16 protein-coding genes are annotated in these 25,456 nt (G+C 50.7%); 15 read left to right on the forward strand and 1 reads right to left on the reverse strand.

Annotated elements, in window-relative coordinates:
• Positions 1-42: 42 nt before the first annotated feature.
• The 4 genes from C7T94_RS00440 to C7T94_RS00455 all read left to right on the forward strand — a co-directional run bounded on the left by C7T94_RS00440 (position 43) and on the right by C7T94_RS00455 (position 4,849).
• Positions 43-600, forward strand: coding sequence for a hypothetical protein (locus C7T94_RS00440; RefSeq protein WP_107212604.1), 558 nt, complete (start codon positions 43-45; stop codon positions 598-600).
• Positions 601-693: 93 nt separating this feature from the next.
• Complete coding sequence (gcvP, locus tag C7T94_RS00445; RefSeq protein WP_107212606.1) at positions 694-3,570, forward strand: aminomethyl-transferring glycine dehydrogenase; 2,877 nt, start codon at positions 694-696, stop codon at positions 3,568-3,570.
• Positions 3,571-3,725: 155 nt separating this feature from the next.
• On the forward strand, positions 3,726-4,310 hold the full coding sequence (locus C7T94_RS00450) for a YceI family protein (protein WP_107214595.1): 585 nt from the start codon (positions 3,726-3,728) through the stop codon (positions 4,308-4,310).
• Between the two features lie 140 nt (positions 4,311-4,450).
• Complete coding sequence (locus tag C7T94_RS00455) at positions 4,451-4,849, forward strand: response regulator (protein WP_107212609.1); 399 nt, start codon at positions 4,451-4,453, stop codon at positions 4,847-4,849.
• Between the two features lie 178 nt (positions 4,850-5,027).
• On the opposite strand, the gene C7T94_RS00460 is transcribed toward C7T94_RS00455, so the two are convergent.
• Positions 5,028-5,792 (reverse strand): MBL fold metallo-hydrolase, encoded by a 765-nt coding sequence (locus tag C7T94_RS00460; RefSeq protein ID WP_107212612.1) that lies wholly within the window; start codon positions 5,790-5,792, stop codon positions 5,028-5,030.
• Positions 5,793-5,845: 53 nt separating this feature from the next.
• Here C7T94_RS00460 and recJ point away from each other — a divergent pair, with 53 nt between their 5' ends.
• From recJ to C7T94_RS00515, 11 genes are all read left to right on the forward strand, one after another.
• Positions 5,846-7,552, forward strand: a complete 1,707-nt coding sequence (recJ, locus tag C7T94_RS00465) for a single-stranded-DNA-specific exonuclease RecJ (RefSeq protein ID WP_107212613.1) — start codon at positions 5,846-5,848, stop codon at positions 7,550-7,552.
• A gap of 7 nt (positions 7,553-7,559) precedes the next feature.
• Positions 7,560-8,294 carry an LPS export ABC transporter ATP-binding protein gene (gene lptB / locus C7T94_RS00470; RefSeq protein WP_107212615.1) on the forward strand — a complete coding sequence of 245 codons (735 nt, stop codon included), beginning with the start codon at positions 7,560-7,562 and terminating at the stop codon, positions 8,292-8,294.
• Between the two features lie 2 nt (positions 8,295-8,296).
• Positions 8,297-9,814: a GH3 auxin-responsive promoter family protein gene (locus C7T94_RS00475; RefSeq protein WP_107212617.1), complete on the forward strand. Its 1,518-nt coding sequence runs from the start codon at positions 8,297-8,299 to the stop codon at positions 9,812-9,814.
• Positions 9,815-10,153: 339 nt separating this feature from the next.
• The gene (locus tag C7T94_RS00480) at positions 10,154-12,475 is read left to right on the forward strand and encodes an NADP-dependent malic enzyme (RefSeq protein WP_107212619.1); all 2,322 of its coding nucleotides are present in this window, start codon (positions 10,154-10,156) and stop codon (positions 12,473-12,475) included.
• Between the two features lie 3 nt (positions 12,476-12,478).
• A complete protein-coding gene (gene ruvA / locus C7T94_RS00485) occupies positions 12,479-13,063 on the forward strand; it encodes a Holliday junction branch migration protein RuvA (RefSeq protein ID WP_107212621.1) in 585 nt (194 codons plus the stop codon).
• A gap of 48 nt (positions 13,064-13,111) precedes the next feature.
• Positions 13,112-20,242, forward strand: a complete 7,131-nt coding sequence (sov, locus tag C7T94_RS00490; protein WP_456238435.1) for a T9SS outer membrane translocon Sov/SprA — start codon at positions 13,112-13,114, stop codon at positions 20,240-20,242.
• 183 nt (positions 20,243-20,425) lie between these two features.
• Positions 20,426-20,806: a glycine cleavage system protein GcvH gene (gene gcvH, locus C7T94_RS00495; RefSeq protein ID WP_107214596.1), complete on the forward strand. Its 381-nt coding sequence runs from the start codon at positions 20,426-20,428 to the stop codon at positions 20,804-20,806.
• Positions 20,807-20,809: 3 nt separating this feature from the next.
• Positions 20,810-21,235 carry a VanZ family protein gene (locus tag C7T94_RS00500; RefSeq protein WP_107212625.1) on the forward strand — a complete coding sequence of 142 codons (426 nt, stop codon included), beginning with the start codon at positions 20,810-20,812 and terminating at the stop codon, positions 21,233-21,235.
• Between the two features lie 114 nt (positions 21,236-21,349).
• On the forward strand, positions 21,350-24,178 hold the full coding sequence (locus C7T94_RS00505; RefSeq protein ID WP_107212627.1) for a TonB-dependent receptor: 2,829 nt from the start codon (positions 21,350-21,352) through the stop codon (positions 24,176-24,178).
• Between the two features lie 164 nt (positions 24,179-24,342).
• On the forward strand, positions 24,343-25,101 hold the full coding sequence (locus C7T94_RS00510) for a hypothetical protein (protein WP_162618502.1): 759 nt from the start codon (positions 24,343-24,345) through the stop codon (positions 25,099-25,101).
• A gap of 10 nt (positions 25,102-25,111) precedes the next feature.
• Positions 25,112-25,444 (forward strand): hypothetical protein, encoded by a 333-nt coding sequence (locus C7T94_RS00515; RefSeq protein ID WP_107212631.1) that lies wholly within the window; start codon positions 25,112-25,114, stop codon positions 25,442-25,444.
• Positions 25,445-25,456: the final 12 nt, after the last annotated feature.

Consider the following 25,456-nt stretch of genomic DNA (forward strand, 5'->3'; position numbering starts at 1 on the left):
GCCTAACAACAATTTCAAAACATAACCGATATACTTAAACCAATGAAAAAACTGCTCTTTTCTTTTCTCATCCTTACAATTGCGGTTGCCTGTGCAGACCGTTCTGCCATCAATGAAAGTGATGCAGCCGAAGCCGTGACCGATTACCTGGAACGCAATCCGGAATTTGAGACCAGCCGCTTTCAGTATGGAGAAATGAAATTCAGTTCGGCAAAAGAGCGCGAAAAACTTAAAGTGTACCAGGAGCTCGCTGAAAAGGGGCTGATTGCGCTTCAGCCGCTGAAGCAAAAAAAGAAATTTCTAAGCCGTGACAGCAGTTATACATACCTGGTTAAACTCACCGATCAGGCTCGCCCGCTGGTGCTTGAACAGGCCCGCGACCGTGCCACCGTACGCGTCTTTGCCTACCGTCTGGCCGATGACAAACCGGTGAGTTTTAAAAACGTGGGCAGCAACCGCGCTGAGGTAACACTTTCACTCAAAAAAGAACCAACTGACTTCGCTGCCGTGGCCGACAGCAAGACACTTAACAGCACGTTTATCAATAAAACCTATAAACTTCGCTACACAAAGGAAAACGGCTGGTCGGTGAAAAAATGACAATTCCAGGTTAAAATACGCCCGCTAAATCTGGAGGCGGAACTCCCCAAAACACGCCCGAAATACCTACCTTTGCGCAAATTTATTGCAATCATGGGCTTGAACATCCAATACAGGGAAGCATTTGAAAAGAGGCACATAGCGCCAGATCAGGAGCAGACAGCGGAAATGCTGCAAGTAATCGGTGTTGACTCGGTCGACACCCTGATCAGCCAGACCATTCCGGAAAAGATCAGGTTGAAAGACAAACTGAACCTGCCGGCAGCCAAATCAGAAACCGCCTATCTGGCGACCCTGAAACAAACCTCCCTGCTGAATAAAGTTTTTAAAAGTTTTATCGGCCAGGGTTATTACGACACGCATACGCCGGGCGTCATCCTGAGGAACGTCATGGAAAACCCGGGCTGGTACACGCAATACACGCCTTACCAGGCCGAAATTGCTCAGGGCCGCCTGCAGGCATTGCTTAATTTCCAAACCATGGTCATTGACCTGACCGGAATGGAGATTGCCAATGCATCCCTGCTCGACGAGGGTACAGCCGCCGCTGAAGCCATGTTTATGCAATACAGCCTGCGCAAAAACCAGCAAGCCAACAAATTTTTCGTGTCTTCGCTTGTGTTTCCGCAAACGATCGACATCCTGAAAACGCGCGCCAATCCATACGGAATCGAGCTCGTGTTCGGTGATCATCAGTCGTTCGAACCTACTGCAGATTTCTTCGGTGCCGCCATCCAGTATCCCGCCGGCAATGGTGAAGTATTCGATTATACAGCGTTTGCAGCCAGCCTGCATGCCAGCAACATCAAATTAACTGTCATTGCCGACCTGCTCAGCCTGACCTTGCTCAGCCCTCCGGGCGAATGGGGCGCAGATATTGTAGTGGGCACCTCGCAACGGTTTGGCGTACCCATGGGATTCGGCGGGCCGCATGCTGCTTACTTTGCCACCAAGGAAGAATACAAACGGTCTATCCCGGGACGGATTATCGGTGTAACGATCGACAGCCATAATGATTATGCCCTGCGCATGGCGCTCCAAACCCGTGAGCAGCACATCCGCCGCGACAAGGCAACATCAAACATCTGTACGGCGCAGGCCCTGCTTGCCATTATGGCGGGGTTCTATGCTTCATACCACGGTCCTGCCGGACTCAAAGCAATTGCAGAGCGTACGCATGGCCTGGCCATCTCACTCGCCGAAACCCTTGAGAAGCTTGGCTACAAGCAATTAAACACTGTCTTCTTCGATACCATTCGTTTTGACCTGGGCGACCTGGTCGGACCGATACATAAAGAGTGTCTGGACAACGAGATCAATCTGCATTATCAGGGTTCTGTTGTCACCATCGCATTCGATGAAACCTCGCTTTTTGACGACGTAAAGACCCTTGCCCGAATCTTCGCCAAGGTGAAAGCCGTTGCCTCAGACCAGGTGGAAGTTATTGCCGATGTGGATACCGTCATACCGGCTGCCTTACAGCGCCGGTCTGCGTACCTGACACACCCTGTATTCAACTCATACCACTCAGAGCACGAGATACTGCGGTACATCAAGTCGCTCGAAGCAAAAGACCTTTCGTTATGTCATTCGATGATTGCGCTTGGTTCCTGCACCATGAAACTCAATGCGACGGCAGAAATGATCCCGGTTACCTGGTCTCATTTTGGCAGGATCCATCCGTTCGCGCCATCAGACCAGGTTTTGGGCTATTACAACGTTTTCAATGAACTTAATGCCTGGTTAAGCGAAATTACCGGCTTTGCAGCCATGAGCCTTCAGCCCAATGCAGGTGCGCAGGGCGAGTATGCCGGTCTCATGGTTATTCGTGCCTACCACCAGGACCGTGGCGATCACCACCGCAACGTAGCCCTGATCCCTGCCTCGGCACATGGCACCAATCCGGCTTCTGCCGCCATGGCGGGCATGAAGATCGTTGTCGTCAAATCTATGGAAAACGGCAACATTGATGTAGAAGACCTTAAGGCCAAAGCCGAACAATATAAAAATGAGCTTTCCTGCCTCATGGTTACCTATCCATCTACCCATGGCGTGTTCGAGGAGAGCATCATTGACATTTGTAACATCATTCATGAGAACGGCGGCCAGGTCTACATGGACGGTGCCAATATGAACGCGCAGGTTGGCCTGACAAGCCCGGCAACGATCGGTGCAGATGTTTGCCACCTCAACCTGCACAAAACATTTTGTATTCCGCATGGCGGCGGCGGCCCCGGAATGGGTCCGATTGGCGTAGCCAAACACCTCGTGCCTTACCTGCCCGGTCATGCGGTCATTGACATCAACAATGAAAAATCGATCCCGGCTGTATCTTCTGCTCCGTGGGGATCTGCTTCTATTCTGATCATCTCGCATGCCTACATTGCCATGATGGGTGCCGATGGCCTGACAAACGCCACACGGTATGCCATTCTGAATGCCAATTATATGAAGGCTCGTCTGGAAAAACACTATCCGGTGCTATACTCAGGTGCTAATGGGCGCTGCGCACACGAAATGATCCTGGATTGCCGTTCGTTTAAGAATGCCGGTATCGAGGTCACTGATATTGCGAAAAGGCTTATGGATTATGGCTTTCACGCGCCTACGGTATCTTTCCCGGTTGCGGGTACCCTGATGGTAGAACCTACCGAAAGCGAACCAATGCACGAACTGGATCGCTTTTGCGATGCGCTTATCGCGATCAGGAACGAGATTGCAGAGGTCGAAGCTGGCCAGGCCGATGCAAAAGACAACGCGCTGAAGAACGCACCGCATACGCAGGGCGTCATTACAGCCAACGAGTGGAACCATACATACACCCGTCAGCAGGCTGCGTTTCCGCTGCCTTACGTGGCAAGCCGCAAGTTCTGGCCATCGGTTGGCCGGGTGAATGACAGCCACGGCGACCGCTCGCTGATCTGCGCCTGTCCGCCGCTTGAAAGTTATGCAGAAGAAACGGTAGCCTGATCTGCCTGATCATTGCGAAGCCTGGCTGAGTTTAATACAGCCAGGCTTTGTTTATTGCAAGGCTGCCGCTCCTGCTCCTTGAAAATTTAAAATTCTGTGGCATAAGTACCGCGTTTTTTTCTGTACTTAGCTCCATTGGTCTAAATAAAATGAAAATGAAATCAACAATTAGTACAGTTCTCCTGGTGGCGGTTATCGCAGTCATGACAGCGTTTAAGCCGGCACCTGTTGTTTACAAAGTAGACACCGAAAAATCTACCCTGACGTGGATAGGAAAAAAGGTAAGCGGCTCACATAATGGCACCCTTGCCTTGCAGTCAGGCTCATTGAGCTTTAACGGTAAAAAGCTGAATGGCGGCAATTTCACTATCGACATGGGCAGCATTAAAGACGCAGACAAAAGCGCACGCCTGGAAGGTCACCTCAAAGCTGACGATTTTTTCGGGTCGGCAAAGTATCCAACCTCAACGTTCGTGATCAAAAAAGTTAGCCCTGCAGCTGCAGGAAAGGTTAACATTACCGGCGATCTTACCATTAAGGGCAAAACAAACAGCATCAGTTTTCCGGCTACCGTTGCCTGGGGAAGTGATGGCACGGTAACGGCTACAGCAGACAAAATCGTTGTGGACAGAACCAAATTTGATATTAAATACGGATCTAAATCATTCTTCTCAGACCTCGGCGATAAATTTATTTACGACGAATTTGAACTTGCAGTCAAACTGGTTGCAAAAAAATAACTAGCTTTATTAGAAAGCAGAGCCAGTAATACTTTGCTGGCTTTTTTTATTTACTTTACTTTGCAACAAGCTTGATACAGCAGCAATTTTTCAGCGCTGTTTTGCATTTTAGAGCTTTCTTGTTTAATTATAACTTTTCAATGGCCAGGTCAAAAATCAATCTCCTTGTAATTGATGACGATGACATCAACATTTTTATCATCAAAAAAATTGTTGAGAAAACGGGCTACGACGTAGACATGGCCTCGCAGGCAAACGGCAAACTCGCCATTGATTACCTGCAGGAAATGCTTGACACAAACGGTCCTTTTCCCGACCTGATCCTGATCGACATCAACATGCCTGTACTGAATGGCTGGGAGTTCATCGAAGCTTATGAGAAAATGAATGTCGATAAAAACCCGCACATGTACCTGCTGTCTTCTTCGGTGTATGAAAACGACATTGAAAAAGCAAAAACCTATGCCATTGTGAACGGCTTTATCTCAAAGCCGCTCGCCATAGAACGGCTCAAGGAACTTTTTGACGCGCTGGATTAGTTACCAGGCAGAATCCGGAATATCACTTACCTGCTGCTTTAAGTCCGATTTGTTGCCTACCCAGGAGATTGCGGCTGCGCCGGATGCAGTTCGAGTCCTGCAAAGTTGGTAACTTCTTTAAAGTTACCAACTTTAAGTTAAATTCACAAACGAAAAAGCTTAAAATAAATCCTAAAAGTTAATACACTATAAAGTTGCCTTCTGCCTGTTTCACAAAACCCGTTGCTTTCGATTTGCCATGATAAAAGAGGCACTGCCAGTGTTCTGCTGCTGCCCGGTTTCCGAAGGCTTCACGCAATTCCATTGCTTTCCTGCCATCAAAATCATATTTGGCAATAAACCGCCGCTGTAACTCTTCAGGTTCAGGCAAAACGTCTCCGCCAAAAAACACTTTTTCCTCCCCGTCCTCGATCAAAAAAACCTGGTGGTGCGGCGTATGCGCACCCGTGTGTTCATAATGTACCCCCGGAACAAGTGTTCCCGAACCTTCTATAAATGTCAGATGCGCATTGCGCTGCAGAAACTCGAAAATTTCTGTGCGGTAAGAGGATGACTTGCCAGCAAAGGCATTTTCCCACTCCCCCCTCTGAATAACATATTCTGCGTTTGGAAAGCTCAGCTGCATGGCACCGGTCCGGTTATCGACCATGCCCCCCGAATGATCAAAATGCAGATGCGACATGAGCACAAGATCAACATCTGCAGGATCGAAGCCTGCATTGCGGATGTTCTGGTGAAGAACCATTTCGCCCTGCTCATTGCTGTAGCCAAGTCCGGTGTCACAAAGTAACAACCGTGCAGCAGTTTTTATCAAAAAAGGCTGCACATGAATAAAAAGCGAAGCCGGCCGGTCTTTGGGGTTATCCTTCTGAGGATCAAAGGGGATAAACTTTTTGCTGACATCTACTGAGTAGGAACCTTCGTATAATGTGAAAACCTGCACGGAAATAAGGGTTGTTAAAAAAATGTATATTTACGACTCTTCAAGACAAAGATATGGAAAAAAGATGGGTGCCTGTGCCGGAATGTTCGGAAGACCAGGTCGGGAAACTGGCATTGGAACTCGGCATCGACCAGACGCTATCCCGTATTCTTGTGCAGCGCGGCATTTGCTCTTTTGACGCTGCGCGCGATTTTTTCAGACCCCAGATCAGCCACCTCCACGATCCCTTTCTGATGAAAGATATGGACATTGCCGTGGCACGCATCAGGCGCGCCATTGCCTCAGGAGAGCGGATAATGGTGTTCGGCGATTATGATGTCGATGGCACTACCGCCGTCACGGTTGTTTACAGCTTTCTTGCCGGTCTGGCCGAGCACCTGGAATATTACATTCCCGACCGCTATGCCGAAGGTTATGGCGTTTCTTACAAGGGTATCGACTGTGCCGAGGCGCATGGCGCGAGCCTGATCATTGCGCTAGACTGTGGCATAAAATCTGTCGCCGAAGTGGCTTATGCCAGGCAAAAGGGCATTGACTTTATTGTCTGCGACCACCACCTTCCCGGGCCCGCCCTTCCTGATGCTGTGGCTATTCTCGACCCCAAACGCAACGACTGCAGTTATCCATTCGAAGAACTCTGCGGGTGTGGGATCGGGTTTAAGCTCACCCAGGCCTTGTGCAAATCGCTCGGCTTAGACGAAACGCTGCCCCTTCGTTACCTTGACCTGGTTATGGTCGCTATCGCGGCAGACATTGTGCCTGTTGTTGGCGAAAACCGGGTTTTGGCCTATCATGGCTTGAAAAAACTGAATGAAAACCCTTCCCGCGGCCTCTATGCGCTGATGGAGGTGGCCGGTAAGACCGGGGGCTATACCCTGACAGACGTGGTGTTCTCTATCGGTCCGCGCATCAATGCAGCCGGCCGGATGGATCATGCCAGCCACGCCGTAGAAATGCTGCTTTCGGCAGAAAATGTAGCCGCCCAAGCCCAAAGCCTGCTCATTAACGATAAAAACGCTGCGCGCAAGATGTTTGACCAGGACATTACCCGCGAGGCGCTCGCGCAGATCGAAGCCGACGAGCTGATGCTGAAACAAAAAACCACCGTGGTGTACAGCGAGAGCTGGCACAAAGGAGTTATTGGTATTGTCGCTTCCCGGCTAACAGAAAAATATTACCGACCTACAATTGTGCTGACCGCTGCGAACGGACATGTAGCCGGCTCTGCGCGTTCGGTAGCCGGCTTTGACCTGTATGAGGCACTTCAGGGCTGCGCACACCTGCTCGACCAGTTTGGCGGGCACCGTTTCGCTGCCGGTCTTACCATGCGCCGGGAGAACGTAGAAGCGTTCAGGCAAAAATTTGAAGAGGTTGTTGCAGCCAGCATCAATGAAGACCTGCTCACGCCGGTCATTCCCATTGACGCCACGCTTGGGCTGGCCCAGATTACCGGTAAATTCGCCCGTATTCTTGCCCAGATGGGACCTTTCGGTCCGCACAACATGGCCCCAGTCTTTGTTAGTGTAAACGTGATGGCCGCTTTTGAGCCTGCAGTGGTCGGCGGAAATCACCTGAGACTCGCGGTTAAACAGGAAAATTCAGCTATTTTTGAAGCCATTGCGTTCGGCCAGGCAGATATGCTGCCCGCGCTGCGTACCGGTATGCCCTTTTCCATTTGTTACACGATTGAGGAGAATACCTGGAGGGATAAAAAACGCTTGCAACTCAATATAAAGGCCATCAGGCCGCAGAACGGATAAACAACCCATGATATTAAGAGCTGAAAACCTGGTCAAGAAGTACAAACAGCGCACAGTGGTAAACAATGTGTCGTTCAACGTAAGCCAGGGCGAAATCGTCGGACTGCTCGGACCTAACGGGGCCGGTAAAACCACATCGTTTTACATGATCGTAGGCCTGATCAAACCCAATGAAGGTACCATTTACCTGGAAGACGAAGATATTACAACAGACCCCATGTACCGCCGTGCCCAAAAAGGAATCGGTTACCTTGCACAGGAAGCTTCAGTGTTCAGAAAACTGACCGTTGAAGACAACATTCTGGCCATTCTCGAGATGAGCAAAATGACCAAGGAAGAACAGCGGGAAAAACTCGAAGAGCTGATCAATGAATTCAGCCTGCACAAGGTTCGTAAGAACCGCGGCGACCTGCTTTCGGGTGGCGAACGGCGCCGCACTGAGATTGCACGGGCACTGGCCGCAAACCCGAACTTTATCCTTCTGGATGAGCCGTTTGCAGGCGTAGACCCCATTGCCGTAGAGGAAATTCAGTCTATCGTGGCCAAACTCAAACACAAAAATATCGGGATCCTGATCACCGACCATAACGTGCAGGAAACATTGTCCATTACAGACCGCGCCTACCTGCTTTTTGAAGGAAAGATACTGGAAGCGGGAACCCCCGAGGTCCTTGCAGCAAATGAAATGGTCAAGAAAGTTTACCTCGGCTCGAACTTTGTGCTGCGGAGAAAAAAATTCTAACTATGGCTATTGTCAACTCCATCTTTGCCTGGATCATGAAAAAGCGCATTCACCAGATTGAGCTTTTTATAAAATATCCGCACGAGGTCCAGGAAGAATGGTTTCTTAACCTCATTTCGAGCGCTGAAAACACAGAGTGGGGCAAAAAATATGATTATAAGACCATCCTGAACCCAAACCAGTTTCGTGAGCGCGTTCCTCTTCAGAACTACGATACCCTCAAACCCTATATTGAGCGCATGCTGCAGGGGGAGCAGAACATTTTGTGGCCTTCAGAGATCCGGTGGTTTGCCAAATCTTCAGGTACCACGAGCGACCGCAGCAAATTCATTCCCGTATCGCAGGAATCGCTCGAAGAGTGCCACTTCAAGGGCGGAAAAGACCTGATCTCGATCTTTTGCAACAACCGTCCAAACACCCAGATCTTTACCGGAAAATGCCTTGTTCTGGGGGGCAGCCACCAAATTAACCAGCTCAACACGGATTCTTTTTACGGAGACCTTTCTGCCGTACTGATTAAAAACCTGCCGGTTTGGGCAGAGTTTATGCGCACCCCAGACATGTCTATCGCACTGATGGACAACTACGAACAGAAGATGGACAAAATGGCCGAGGCCACCATTCATGAGAACGTAACGAATATCTCGGGCGTACCGACCTGGACCATCGTGCTGGCCAAAAAAGTCCTCGAAATGACGGGCAAAAGCAACCTGCTTGAGGTCTGGCCCAACCTGGAGCTTTATTTTCACGGAGCCGTAAATTTTGCGCCTTACCGGGAACAGTTTAAGAAACTGATCCCTTCGGCAGATATGTATTACCTGGAAACCTACAACGCTTCTGAAGGTTTCTTCGGCATCCAGGACCAGCCGCATTCTGACGAAATGCTGCTGATGCTCGACTATGGCATTTTCTACGAATTCATCCCGCTTGAAAACCTGGACGATGAGCAGCCCAAAACGCTCTTGCTTAACGAGGTGGAGCTGAATAAGAACTATGCGATTGTGATTACCACCAATGGCGGCCTCTGGCGGTATATGATCGGCGATACGATCCACTTCACATCCCTGTCGCCGTACCGCATCAAAATATCGGGCCGGACCAAACATTTTATCAATGCCTTCGGCGAGGAGGTCATTATTGACAACGCAGAAAAGGCCATGATCCGCGCCTGCACAGAGACCGGCGCCATTGTGCGCGACTATACCGCCTGCCCGATCTATTTCAAAGGAAATGATGCGGGCGGCCATGAATGGATCATTGAATTTGAAAAACAGCCCGATCATTTCGAGCGTTTTATCGACGTCCTGGACAACACCCTGCGCGAAGTCAATTCTGATTACGACGCCAAGCGGTTCAACGATATGGCCCTTCGGCGGCCTACGGTTCACAATGCGCCTGAGAACACCTTTTACAACTGGCTGAAAGCACGAGGCAAACTCGGCGGTCAGCACAAAGTGCCCCGGCTTGCCAATGAACGCAAATATGTAGAAGACATACTCGAGCAGATCAAAGCCCGTTAAGAGACAAGGCTTCGCGAAGCAACATGGCATGAGGCAGGACGGTGGGCAGTCCGTTCGTATCCCTACAGGCTGTGCCGCATAAAACCGGACCGGCGCGGCAGCCCCCGGGCGCAGCCGGGGCTACAGCAGAAAGCCGGACCTGCGCTGCCAGGAACTGCTGCCCCTGCTCTTTCCAGACCTTTACACATCGGGGCAACTCAGCCCCATTTAGGCTTGTTTTCAGCGATGTTCGGGCCCTGACCTGAAAAAACTAACATCAATCCGCCCCCAACAACCTTTAAGTTATCCTTTCCGTGTCGTATCTTTAGTCGTAACTTTGCCGGCTACAACAGAAAAAAAATGAGCAAAACCAATAGAAAGCAGGACGCCCTCGATTACCATTCGCAGGGTCGGCCGGGCAAGATACAGGTTATCCCTACCAAACCCACGCAATCGCAGCGCGACCTGACACTCGCCTACTCTCCCGGAGTAGCCGAGCCTTGTTTGCAGATTGCAGACAATAAGGAAGACGTTTATAAATATACGGCGAAAGGAAACCTGGTGGCGGTGATCAGCAATGGTACCGCCGTGCTTGGCCTTGGCAATATTGGTCCCGAAGCCGGAAAACCGGTCATGGAAGGAAAGGGTCTGTTGTTTAAGATCTTTGCCGATATCGATGTCTTTGACCTGGAACTCGACACAACCAATGTCGACGACTTCGTGAAGATCGTTAAAGCGCTCGAACCGACCTTTGGGGGCGTTAACCTGGAAGATATCAAAGCGCCTGAATGCTTTGAAATTGAACGCCGCTTAAAAGAAGAAATGAACATCCCGGTCATGCATGACGACCAGCATGGAACGGCCATTATCTCTGCCGCAGCGCTTATTAATGCCTGCGAACTGCAGAAAAAGAAACTTGACAAGGTAAAGATCGTTGTAAACGGAGCCGGTGCCGCGGCCATTTCCTGCAGCCGCCTGTATGTTTCAATGGGCGCACGCAAGGAGAACATTGTCATGTGCGACCGCACCGGCGTGATCCGCACCGACCGCAGCAATCTCGATCCCATCAAAGCTGAATTTGCGACCAGCCGCGACCTGAACAGCCTGGAAGAAGCCATGCAGGGCGCCGATGTATTTATCGGTCTTTCTTCGGCCAATTGCGTAAGCGCAGAGATGCTGGCGTCTATGGCTAAAAACCCGATCGTTTTCGCCATGGCCAATCCAGACCCTGAAATTGCCTACGAACTTGCCATTGCAACACGCAAAGATATCATTATGGCCACAGGCCGTTCTGATTATCCCAACCAGGTGAACAATGTTCTCGGTTTCCCGTACATTTTCCGCGGGGCGCTCGACGTTCGTGCAACAGCCATCAATGAAGAAATGAAGATCGCGGCGGTCAAAGCCATTGCAGCATTGGCCAAGGAATCTGTTCCCGAAGCCGTTAACATGGCCTATAATGCAAAAAATTTGAAGTTTGGTAAGGATTACATCATACCAAAACCGGTTGACCTCCGGCTCATGACAAACGTATCGACGGCGGTGGCCAGGGCGGCGATCGAGTCTGGTGTAGCCAGGAAGGTCATTGCCGACTGGGATGCCTATACCGAAGAACTGAACCGCCGCCTGGGGCTCGATGATGCCATTATGCGCAAGCTAACGCTGAAAGCACGTTCCGCACCGAAGAAGGTGGTGTTCGCCGAGGCTGATGAATACCGCATCCTCAAAGCCGCCCAGATCGTTAAAGATGAAAATATTGCCATTCCGGTACTCCTGGGTAACCGCGAAAAGATCGAGCAGATTATTGCCGATAGCGCATTGGACTTGGAGGGTGTTGAAATCGTTGACCAGATGCTTGATACAGAGCGCGTTAAACGGTATGCCGATGCTTTATACAAAAAACGGCAACGCAAAGGCGTTTCCCTGAATGATGCGGTCAAATTTATGCGCGACCGAAATTATTTCGGCGCATCGATGGTCGAATTTGGCGATGCCGACGCCATGATCTCAGGCCTGACCAAAAATTACGCAGCAACGATCAAACCGGCACTGCAGATCATTGGTACCGAAGAGGGCGTGAACCGCGTGGCCGGCATGTACATGATGATGACAAAAAAGGGCCCGGTCTTTTTTGGCGACACCACCGTTAACGTCAACCCGACAGCAGAAGAACTGGTCGACATTACGCTGATGCTCGACGAATCGGTCAAAAAATTCAATATTAAGCCAAGGATAGCCCTGTTGTCGTACTCCAATTTCGGCTCGAACGAAGGTGCCGTTCCTGAAAAGATGCGAAAAACGGCAAGCATTCTGCATGAACAGCATCCGGAGGTGCTGGTCGACGGCGAAATGCAGGGCAATTTTGCAATCAACAGCGAGATGATGAAAGAAAATTTTCCTTTCAGCGCACTTGCAGACGCCCCGGCAAACACACTGGTATTTCCAAACCTTGAATCGGGCAACATTGCCTATAAACTGCTGCAGGAACTTGGCGGTGCAGAGGCGGTCGGGCCGATCCTGCTGGGACTGAAAAAACCTGTACACATTGTGCAGCTCGGCAGTTCGGTGCGGGAGATCGTTAACATGGTCACCATCGCCGTTGTAGATGCCCAGGCCAAAGAAGCCGCAGGTGAAGCACGCAAAAAAGGCGGCTTATTCAAAAAACCAACAAAAAAAGCATAGACCATGTACGCATATATTGATGGCAAACTCACTTTCAAATCTGCCACGCATGTTGTTATTGAAACCGGTGGTGTCGGTTATCACATCAATATATCGCTGAACACCTACGCGGCGCTCAAAGACAGCGAGCGTCAGAAATTATATACCTGGCTCCAGGTGAAGGAAGATGCGCATACCCTTTATGGCTTTGCCGATGAGGGTGAACGCAAGTTGTTCCTTCACCTGATCTCGGTATCAGGCATCGGCGCAGGCACCGCGCGCATGATGCTTTCCTCCATCACACCCGCCGAGATCCAGGCCGCTATCATCAGGGGCGACCTGCCGCTTATTCAGCGCATCAAAGGCATCGGTGCAAAATCTGCACAACGGCTTGTACTCGAGCTCCAGGACAAACTAAAGAAAGAAGGACCCGACGCGCTGATATCTGTTCCGCAACACCATACACGGAAAGAGGAAGCGTTGTCTGCCCTCGTTATGCTCGGCTTTGCGCGCAATGCAGCCGATAAAGCGCTCGAAACCATAATAACTAAAACCAATGAAGAAATGTCTGTTGAACAGTTGATCAAAGCCGCGCTGAAAAGCCTATAGTCTGTAATTGTTAGCCGCTTGAGAAGAGTCTTTACCTGCCTGGTCATCCTGTGTCTTCTCGTTTTTGGCAACCAGACGTTGCAGGCGCAGGTTGCGCAAACGAAAACACCCGCAGATACCCTTAAAAACACGTTTAGTTTAAGGGAAAGGAAGACTTTTGGCTTTGGTAAGGGAAACACATTCTCGCCGCTACCCGGAAATCTAACCAGGGTGGTCGAATTTGATGCCGAAAACAAACGTTATGTGATCAGGCAAATGATCGGTGGCCGCGAGGTGGCCATGCCGCAATACCTCACCATAGACCAGTACCAGCGCCTGCTTACGGCCGAGATCAAAACGGCAAACTGGCGCAATTTTTCAGACTCGACGCTGAACGAGGTGAGACAGACCGGTATCATCCCGGCGGTGCGCATCAACAGCAAATCTTTCGAGCGCATTTTCGGGGGCACGACCATCGATATCCAGCCACGCGGCGAAGCCGAACTTACCTTTCTGGGCCGTGTAAACCGCAACGAGAATCCCCTGTTCAACGAGCGACAGCGCGTTCAGACCAATTTTGATTTCAACCAGCGCATCCAGATGAACCTGGTGGGCAATATCGGCACCAAGCTGAAGTTGCTGACCAATTACAATACCGAAGCGCAATTCGATTTTGAAAACCAGATCAAACTGGACTATACCGGCGCACCCGACGAAATCATTAAAAAAATAGAAGCGGGAAACGTAAGCATGCCACTCAACGGCAGCCTGATCTCGGGCACGCAGGCCCTGTTCGGTATCAAGACCCAGCTGCAGTTCGGTAAGCTGGGAATAACCAGCGTCTTCAGCCAGCAAAAATCGCAGTCGAAAGAAATTCAGATCACCAATGGCGCCCAGCAAAATGAATTTCGCATTACCGGCGATAACTATGAAGCCAACAAACACTTTTTCCTTGCCCAGTTTTTCCGAAACAATTACAACAAGGCGCTGGCCAATGCCCCGAACATCCTGTCGCCGGTAAACATCACGAAGATCGAAGTCTGGATCACCAACAAGAGCAGCCAGACACAGGACTCGCGCGATGTGCTTGCCCTGCTCGATCTCGGCGAAAACAGCCCTTACAATACCGCGCAGATCCAGGGCGGGCCGGGTTATTCGCTGGTTCCTTCGGGCTTTGCCGGTGCAGCCGGCATACCGCAGTCCAACAACCTGCTTACCAATCTGCCTGCAGGTGCCAGGTTCAGCAACTCAAACGATGTCATTGCTTATTTCCAGGCCAACGGGGCGACAGATAATTTCAACAAACTTACGTACGCACGCAGGCTGAATGAGCGCGAATACATCCTGCAGCCGCAGTTGGGATACATTTCGCTCAATAACCCTTTAAACGCAGACGAGGTGCTCACCGTAGCTTATCGTTACACTTATAACGGTGTGGAATACCAGGTGGGTGAATTTTCGACCGATGTGTCTTTTGACCAGGCCAATCCGAAAGTGCTGTTCACGAAAATGCTGAAGAATGAGACAATGAAGATCAACCTGCCGACCTGGGACCTGATGATGAAAAACATTTACCTGCTGGGCGGGTATCAGATTGGCAGTCAGAATTTTAAACTAAACATTTACCGCATAGATGACAATTCGGGCGTGGAAAAGCCGCTGGTTACAGAAGGGCAGAACACGGGCAATAAACAGTTCATTAACCTGACCGGGCTTGACCGCCTGAACCAGCAGCAGGAACAAAAGCCCGACGGTGTGTTCGATTTTATTGCCATGGCCAATCCGCTGGGCAGCACATACGGCCCTTATGGAAACAGCTACAGTGGCGGTGGCTACGGCGGCGGCACCGGCCAGACCGGCAGCAATCCGGCCATAGACAACACGGTGAAGGGATACGTCACGATCGATCCCCTGAACGGCAGGCTTATTTTCCCGGTTATCGAGCCGTTCGGCGCAGACCTCGCGGCCCGGTTCGCACCGGGCGAGCAGTCGCTGATCCAGAAATATACTTTTCCTGCGCTGTATGACTCTACCCAGGTCATTGCCAAACAGCTTTTCCCCAAACAAAACCGGTACATCATCAGCGGCACGTACCAGTCTGAAGTTTCTTCAGACTTCAGCCTGAATACATTCAATGTCCCACAGGGCTCGGTGCGGGTGTTTGCAGGGAATATTCCGCTGCAGGAAGGCACCGATTTCACAGTCGATTATATGGGCGGGCGCGTCAAGATCCTGAACACCGCCCTGCTGACATCTGGCCAGCCAATCCGCATCACGACCGAAAACAACGAGTTGTTCGGCGTGCAGCAGCGCAGCCTCTTCGGAACCCGGCTCGATTATCGTGTAAACAGCAAACTGAACCTGGGCGGCACCATCATGAACCTCAGCGAAAAGCCGATTACGCCTAAGGTCAACATTGGCGAGGAGCCCATTTCCAACACCATCTGGGGTCTCGACCTGAATTACAACGCACAGTCGCGCTTTCTCACCAAACTCATTGACAAGTTGCCTTTTCTTTCGACCAAAGCGCCTTCAAACATTACCTTTTCAGGCGAATTTGCCCAATTGGTTCCAGGGCACTCGCGCGCGCTGAACATGGCCGGCGACCGGGGCGGCACCAGTTACCTGGACGATTTCGAAGCATCCCGCTCAATCATCGACCTCAAAGGGGCCATTAGCTGGCAGATATCGGGCACACCACAGCTTTTTCCTGAAGCCCAGCGCATCAACGACCTGAGTTACGGCTACAACCGTGCCCGCCTGGCCTTTTATAACATTGACCCTATTTTTTTTACACCCTCCTCGCTCACGCCAGCCAACATCCGCACCAATGCTGCGCTGCGCTCAGACCATTATACGCGCGAGGTGCGGGAAAATGAAGTGTTCCCCTTTAAGCAAATCGCTACCGGGCAGCCGCTGCAACTGCCGACACTTGATGTGGCCTTTTACCCGAGCATTCGTGGTCCGTACAATTACGTAACCACAGGTTTCAATCCTGATGGCAGCCTGACCAATCCGCGGTCGCGCTGGGGTGGTATGTACCGACGCATTGAAACCAACGATTTCGAATCGCTCAACATTGAATACATTGAGTTCTGGCTCATGGACCCGTTTATGAACAAACCTGCATCGCAGGGTGGCGACCTGTATTTTAACCTGGGAAATATTTCTGAAGATATTTTAAAAGACGGGCGCAAATCGCTGGAGAACGGACTTCCTGCCAATGGCGACCCGACACGTTACGATGAAACCAACTGGGGCCGCGTACCGAAACTCCAGCCAGTGGTGCAGGCTTTTGACAATGACCCCGATGCGCGGCGTGCGCAGGATGTGGGGCTCGACGGATTGAACAATCAGACAGAACTGACCAAGTTTGCCAATCCGCTGGCACAGATCCGGGCGCAGCTGAACCCCGGCGCGGCGCAGAGTCTCGACAACGACCCTTCCTCTGATGACTTTGTGTACTACCGCGGACCAGCGCTTGACCAGGTAAACGCAAACATTTTGCAGCGTTATGAAAAATATAACGGCACCGAGGGCAACTCTAAAACACCTCAGCAGGCGCAGCAGGACCTTGGTGTAGACAATGCTGCCGCCACGGCCTTGCCGGATGGCGAAGATGTAAACCGCGACAACAACATGACCCAGTCTGACGAGTATTTCCAGTACAAGGTGAGCCTGGTGCCAAACATGTCTGTCGGCGACGGATATGTGACTGACAAACTCGTTACGCGGGTACAAACGCCCGACGGGCAGAACAAACAGGTAACCTGGTACCAGTTCAGGGTGCCGCTGGCACAATACGACCAGAAGGTAGGGAACATCCAGGACTTCAAATCGATCCGTTTCTTCAGGATGTTTCTGACCAATTTTGCCGATACGGCGGTTTTGCGGTTTGCCAAACTGCAATTGGTAAGGGGCGACTGGAGACAATATAATGCAAAGAACGAAGCCGATAAGGTGATCACCGACCCGGCGCTGCAAAGCCCCGGACCGGACAACTCGGTAATCGAGGTAGCCACCATCAACATTGAAGAGAACGGCAGGCGAAGCCCGATTCCTTATGTGCTGCCGCCCGGGATAGAACGTGAGCAGGATTTCAGTAATTTTCGCGGAGACACGCGACAGAATGAACAGTCGCTGGTGTTTAATGTACGTGACCTGCGCGATGGTTACGGCCGCGCAACGTTCAAGACGGCCATCAATGATTTCAGGTCATACCGCCGCCTTGCGATGTTCATTCATGCGGAGGCAAGTGGTGCGACACCGCTGAATGACAACGATATCTGGGCGTTTTTGCGCATCGGAACAGATAACCAGGATAACTATTATGAATACAGTCTTCCGCTAAAAGTAACGCGCCCGGGCACCAGCGATCCAGGGGCCATTTGGCCCGACGCGAACCGCATGGACCTGGAGCTGGAACTGTTTCAAAAGGCAAAAGTGGCGCGGAATAATGCCGTTCAGCTGAACGGGCAGCCCTGGCCGATCAACCTGCCCTACAGGTACGTGGCCAATGGCCAGGTGGTGATTGTGAAAGGACAGCCGGATATGAGTAAGGTACGCATCATCATGCTAGGCGTTAAAAATCCGCTGCGCAACCCGGCCAGCCCTGCAGGCGATGACGGCCTCGACAAAACGGCGCAGGTATGGTTTAACGAACTGCGGCTAACCGAATTTGATGAACGCGGAGGCTGGGCCGCCACAGCCCGCATGAACGCCAAGCTGGCAGACCTGGGCGACCTGAACGTTTCAGGAAGCAAGTCGACCATTGGCTTCGGGTCGATTGACCGCCGGGTGAGCGAAAGGAACCGGGCCGATAACCTTTTCTTCGATATCAATTCGAACATGGAACTGGGAAAATTTTTTCCGCAGAAAACAGGTATCAGTATCCCCATGTTCGCAAGCTATTCATCGCAAATCAGCACGCCACAGTTCAATCCCCGAACACCAGATATTGAATTAAAGAACGCGCTCGAGGGATCAAACAGGCAGCAACGCGATTCGATCCTTAATTTTTCGCAGGATTTTACGACCCGCCGCAGCCTGAGTTTTACAAACGTTCACAAAGAGCGAACTGACCCGAATAAACCCGCAAGGCTCTGGGATATTGAGAACCTGAGCGTCAGTTATGGCTTTGCAAAATACCAGCACCGCGATTTCATCAATGAAAGCAGCATTGAAAACAGCTTTCGCGGCAGCCTGGCCTATACGTTCACGGCCGATGCCCGCAACTACCAGCCCTTCGATAAACTGATCAAATCCAACCTGCTGGCCATTTTAAAAGACCTGAACTTTACACTCAGGCCAAACTTTATCAACTTCAGGATCGATCTGGACCGGTATTATGCTGAGAATACCCTGCGAAATAATGATCCGAATAACTTTATTCCAATTCAGACCACCTTCAACAAAAACTTCCAGGTAACCCGGGTTTACGGCATTGGATGGAAACTGACCAAATCGCTTACGCTCGATTTCAATGCCACCAATTACTCGATCATAGACGAACCTGAGGGGCGCATTAACGGGCTGAAACGTGACACCGTCTGGCAGAACCTGCTGCGCCTGGGGCGGACGACCAATTACAACCACACCCTGAATGTAACATATGAAGTACCCATTGCCAAGATCCCTGGGCTGGACTGGATCGAGCTTGCGGCGCGTTACGGCACCAATTTCAATTGGCAGACCGAACCGCTTTCTACGCTCCGCGATCCGCGCATTGACCTTGGCAACACTGTTCAAAATTCGCGCACCATTCAGCTCAACCCTACCCTTGGTTTCAGCAAACTCTATAACAAGTTCCCCGCACTGAGAAAAGCGGCTGCGCCAGACGCCAAACCAATGGCCCGGTTCCTTGCCGGACTGGCAACATCGCTCAAGAGTGTGAACATAGCTTATACTGAGGTAAGAGGTACCTTTTTGCCCGGCTATTTACCCGAAAGCCGTTATTTCGGCATTGATGACATGGGTGCACCAGGATTGGGTTTTGTGTTCGGAAGCCAGCGTGACATCCGTTCAATGGCCATGAGCAGCGGTTGGCTCACCAGAGATACACTGCAGTCGCAGCTGTATGTCAATACGCTCAAAGAGAATTTTAGTCTGACCGGACAAGTCGAACCGCTGCGCGACCTTCGCATCCAGATAACCGCAACCAGGAACCAGACCAGGAACTTTTCCTCGAACTTCCGGTTCGATCCTTCGGCCGCCTCTTTCAGGGACCTTGGGGCCCAGACCACCGGCGATTACAGTGTGTCTTTCATTGCCCTGGGCACAGCATTCAGTGAAAAACCCGGCGGACTCGTATCGGGGCTTTTTAACCGCTTTATGGCGAACCGCGCGGTGATCTCGGGCCGGCTCGGTGCCATGAACCCAAATTCCGCAGGAGCCAGCGGCGGTTTTGCCGACGGCTATGGTCAGAACGCACAGGATGTCGTAGTCGGCGCCTTTCTTGCGGCGTATACCGGAGCAGACCCTGGCTCTTCGCGTCTCAACGCTTTCCCGAAGATTCCATTGCCGAACTGGTCGCTCACTTACGGGGGCCTGTCAAAGATCCCCTTCCTGGCCGAGACGTTCACGTCTTTTGACATTAAGCATGGCTACAGTTCATTGTACAGCGTGGGCTCATTCAATACCCTGCTGCGCTATTCGGAATCGAACGGTTTTCCGAACGCGCGCGATGAGGCTCGCAACTTTTTACCGCGATATCAATTTTCGCAAGTTGCCATCTCTGAACGTTTTGTACCGCTGGTGGGAATCGATACCCGACTGCGAAATAACCTGACCGCTTCTTTCGAGATCAACCGGGAAAGGCTCTTGGGCTTAAGCCTTGCCAATAGCCAGCTGGCACAGTTTTCAGAACATAACATTGTTCTCGGACTGGGTTACCGCACCAACAAATTTCGTTTTCCATTCGGGCTGTTCAAGCAGCTCAAGATGGATAACAACATCAATTTCCGCATAGACGTAGCCGTTCGCGACAACAAGACTGTCATTTACCGGGCTGACGTGGCCGAAGCCGAAGTTTCTGCCGGCGCAAAAAACATTACGATGCGCCCGAATATTGATTACGTTATTAACCAGCGATTTAATGTCAGGTTATTTTATGATTCGAACGTAACCCGCCCCTATACGTCGCAGGCCTTTAACACTTCTTTCAGCAATTTCGGATTTAGCTTAAGAGCAACTTTAAACTAAAAATTAATTATTTGCGCATTTTTTTAACTTAAAGTTGGTAACTTTGTAAAAGTTACCAACTTTGCAGGACTCGAACTGTATCCCGGCGAATTCCCCCTCTGGTCAACAATTGTCGGCCCTGCAGAATTTTTCGGTTTCACTCTTTATCCCATATTGAGTACATTTGACAAAAATATCAAAAACATGAATTTCCCCTCAGAACTGAAGTATACCAAAGACCACGAATGGGTAAAGGTTGAAGGAAACGAAGCTACCATCGGCATTACCGATTTCGCGCAGCGCGAACTTGGCGATATCGTCTATGTAGACATCAATACCGTTGGTGAAGAAGTTGCCAAAGAAGCCGTCTTCGGAACCGTTGAAGCTGTTAAAACCGTTTCTGATCTGTTCATGCCTGTAAGCGGCACCGTACTTGAGGTGAACGCCGAACTGAACAACAACCCTGAGCTGGTTAATTCAGACCCTTACGGACAAGGCTGGATGGTTAAAGTATCGCTCAGCGATCTGACCGATGTTGACGCCCTGCTTTCAGCAGACGCTTACCAAACCTTAGTAGGCGCCTAACCGATGTCTTTTGGCAAGGCACTGGAATACCAGAAGTGGTCCATCCTTTGGACCATTGTTATTTTGGTGCTTTGCAACTGGCACTTTGAGAACGACGGTTCCGGCGGCTTTTTCTTTGAAGGTTTCGACAAACTCGTTCATCTCGGCTTCTTTTTTATCCTCACAGTCCTGGTCCTTTACGGCAAGATCGTAGAAAACCGGAACCTTGCGCTCCGCATTTACACCCTTTTTAAAATCACATTTCTTACATCGGCCATCGGCGCCATCGTCGAAGTGCTGCAATGGAAGATCTTCACTTACCGGTCGGCCGATTGGTGGGACCTCGTTTGCGATTGCCTGGGTATCGGCATGGGTATGTTCAGTTACCTCCTGCTGCACCGCGCCCATCTTCGTCAGCAGACCCGGCCCGACACACACCACCACAACTGATGCTGCATCCGCGGCCAAGGTGTATTTAAATTGTTACCCATCTTTCCAGCCTCATTAACAAACCATTTGTCCGGTTCGCAGTCTGATAGATAATTTTGCGAATCATATTATAAGATGAAAAAACTACTACAAACGTTCTTCACAACATCCGGGCTTTTTATATGCCTGATTATTCTCTCCACCCTTCAGGCACAGGCCCAGTCAAAAAACGGCTCTGTAACCGGCAAGGTTACCAACGGCTCTGACAAAACCCCGCTAGATTTCGCAACAGTTGTTGTCAGGGACCTTAAAGACTCCAGTGTCGTAGCCACCACCACCACCGAAACCAATGGCACTTTCCTCATCAAAAGCCTGGCCATGGGCAACTATAAACTGTATATCGCTTTTCTGGGGCTAAAAACAGCAACCCGCGATTTTAGCCTGACGGCCGATAAACCCGCAGCAAACATTGGCGAGGTGGTTATGGATCAGGATGGTGTAAACCTGAAAACGGTCGAAGTGAAAGGAGAAGTCGCACCGGTCATTGTAAAAACAGATACTGTAGAGTTCAATGCAAAATCGTTTAAGGTAAGGGAAAATGCAGTTGCCGAAGACCTGCTCAAAAAGCTGCCCGGGGTCGAAGTGGCCAAAGACGGAACCGTCAAAGCACAGGGCGAAACGGTGACCAAAGTCAAGGTAGACGGCAAGGAGTTCTTCGGAAACGACCCACTCATTGCTACCCGCAACATTCCTGCCGAGCTGATCGACAAAATCCAGGTCATCGACGAGCAATCTGAACAATCGCGCTTTACCGGCGTGGACGATGGGAACCGCAATAAGGTCATCAACATTACCACGAAGAACGGTTTGAAAAAAGGATATTTTGCAAACGCAAACGCCGGTTATGGTGAGGACGACCGGTATGACGGCAAAGTTTTCGTGAATACGTTCAATGATGACCAGAAAATTACGCTGGTTGGCCAGTTCAACAACGTCAACAAACAAGACTTTGGTAACATGGGCGGTTTCGGTGGCGGAGGCGGCGGAGGCATCCGGTTCAGCGGACGCGGCGGGGGTGGTGCAAACCAGCCAGGCATAACCACGACCAATGCCGTCGGGCTGAACTTCCAGGACCTCTACAAAGACGGAACGGAACTTTCAGGTAACTATTTTTTCAATAAAACCGACTTTATTAATAACCAGAATACCCTGCAGACCAATCTGCTGGGCAATGCCACCAGTACCTTCCGCAACCGGTCAGACAACACGTCCGGGCGGGAGAACCACCGCTTTAACTTCCTGATCGATACCAGGCTCGATTCTGCGACAAGCATCCGCATTCAGCCTAATCTCAGCTTTACGCGCGATGAAAACAGCAACCTGAGTAACTATGTGCGCAATTACAATACGCTGAATACGGTAGGCGAGCAGCGGCTTACCTCCAACTCAACATCCCCGGTTGTTAGCAACAACATCCTCATCCGAAGGAAATTTCTGCGCCGCGGCCGCACACTTTCCCTGAACATCAATACCAACATCAATGACAATTCAGGCGACAATTTCAATTATATCCTGGACAACAATACCGTTGACGGAACCACCCTTCAGAAACTAACCGATCAGCTGAACGACAGCAAGAGCAATTCGCTGAGCAACACGGCCCGGGTCGTTTATACAGAACCGCTCAGCAAAGTAGCCAGCCTGGAGTTCAACTTTCAAAACGGCTACAACCAGGATCTTTCGGAGCGTTATGCCTACGATTACAACCCCGCCACCTTGTCTTATGATTTGCTGAACACAACCTACTCGAACGTTTTTGAGAACACGACCCTCACCAACGCGCTGGGTATGAGCTACAACGTGATCCAGAAAAAGTATACCTGGAACCTAGGTCTTGCCGTACAGAATACCGATCGCAAGAACATCAATAAGACATTGAATTCAACGATCAACCAGAATTTTTATAACCTGACACCCACCGCACAGTTCCGCTATAATTTTAGCCGCAGCAAACGCCTGCAGATCGATTACCGTGGCAACACTTCGCAGCCGGGTATCAACCAGATTCAGCCCATTGTAGACAACACCAACACGACTACACTGCCTGTCGGTAACCCTGATCTGAGGCCTTCATTTACCAACAACCTGCGCCTGCGGTTCAACAATTTTGATTTTACGCGTTTCCGCACCCTGTTCGCCTTTATTAACCTCTCGCAAACCAGCAATGCGTTCAGCAGCGAACGGGTGCAGATAACCAACCCGGCAGACACCAATTTTGGCAAGATCCGCGTGCGCACCATTAACGTAGACGGTGTTTACAGCGGTAATGCATTTGCCAATCTCGGGCTGCCGATCATTCCCAACAACAAACTCAACCTGAATATCAACATCAACGGAAATTATCAGCGCGATGTGGACTTCAATACCGCCATCAAAAACATTTCCAACACCTGGTCAATCACAAATGGCTACAGCCTGGTATCAAATATGGATAAGTTTGACGTGAATGCCGGCATCAGGGGCACACTGAACCGCTCCACCTATTCTGCGCAACCGGGCCAAAACAACACATACTATACGCTAAATCCAACGGTTGACATCAGCTACCTGTTTCCGGGCAACGTGCGTCTTGCTTTGGATATCGATTACTTCCAGAACACCGGTCGCGGCCCTGGCTTTGATAACCGCTATACCATCGTCAACTCATACCTGAGCAAACAGGCTTTTAAAAACCGTGGCACGTTCAAGGTGTCGGTTAATGATGCGCTGAACCAGAACCAGGGCGTAACCCGAACATCGACCAGCAGTACAATTACAGATTCGAATTTTCTGGTTCTTAAACGTTTTTACATGCTCACTTTTACCTACAACCTGAACCGGGTTGGCGGCAGAACAGTTGATAATGATTCACAGCAGCAGGGTATGCCCGGCATGGGCGGCGGCATGCGCAGGGGAGGTTTTTAAAGACTTCCTGACAAGGGTTAAGGCCATCCGAAACAGATGGCCTTTTTTGTTTTACAGCAGTGCTATTTAGTGGCATGGCCTTTGGTAAAAAATCGTGTTTGCTGAAAAGCTGCGCCTCTGCAACCGTGTACTTGGGGCAGCAGCTTCAAATTACCTCATAACCTATGATCTTTATCTACCAGATTCGCTCCCTCGAACACAAGACTGAAGCTTGTCCCGATCTTATATGCCCGATGTGCAATCAACAGGGCGGTGTCCACCTCACTGTACGACAGCGTTATGTCTGGTGGATCGGCCCGATGTGTCCTTCCGGCAAATTCGGCATTGCCTGGTGCGAGCGCTGTGGCGACCGCATTCTGGGTGTGAAATGGGACCGCAGCCTCAGGGAGCGCTACAAATCGATCCGCAGCACCACCAGTACACCGTTACGCCTGTGGCGGGGAATGATCGTGATACCGGCGTTCTTCCTGCTTGTCATACTCGCTGTGACGTATTTCGGCAAGCGGCACGAAGCACAACGTGCAGCAAACGAACAACAGAAAGAGGCCCTGCTTGCGGCACCGCTTCCCGGCGATATCTACCGTGCCCACGACGGCGGGCAAATGGTCAAAATCAATGAAAACTCAGCTGCTGCCTCGAATGATGTTTATGCCCTCTATAAGGTTGTCGGTCGGTCCGGAGATTCTGTATTTGTTGTAGCAGGCAATGCAACACGCATCAGCACAGCTGAAAAACCCATCAATCCTTATACCGATGGGTTCTGGGAGGAAATCGAAAAAGAAACCACTGCATTCAACGGCAAGCCCATCGCCATTTCGCATCAGTCGATGGTTAAGTATGGTTACTTTTCCAGGCTCATGAAAAGTAAAGATGACATGCCGGGCAGCATCATGAGCGCTACCCGCAACCACGATAAAAAGTAACTCTCCCTCTATGAAAAGCAACAAAAACCCGGTCGAAGACAAATATGGTGCAACCGATGCCGATTACGAATACAGTGGTGCAGCATCGCGAAGCGCCTGGCCTCCGCTGATCTTCTCGGGACTGCTGGCTGCCGCGCTTGTGGCAGTGGCCTGGCTGCGTTACGACGACCTCCGGCAGTGGGAATTGACCGGCGGCAGCATCCGCATGTATGCTATCGAAAGACTTTGTTATGAACTTGGCGGCGTCTGGCTTTTTCCCGTGTTCCTGATCTGTTGTGCGGTTCTGCTCTTCTATGCGGGCATTAAACAGTATAGGCACCGGCGCCGGCTGATCAGGCTGTAAGCGTTCTGTATT

It is taken from the genome of Pedobacter yulinensis, from assembly GCF_003029735.1.
In the GTDB taxonomy this organism is placed as follows: domain Bacteria; phylum Bacteroidota; class Bacteroidia; order Sphingobacteriales; family Sphingobacteriaceae; genus Pedobacter; species Pedobacter yulinensis.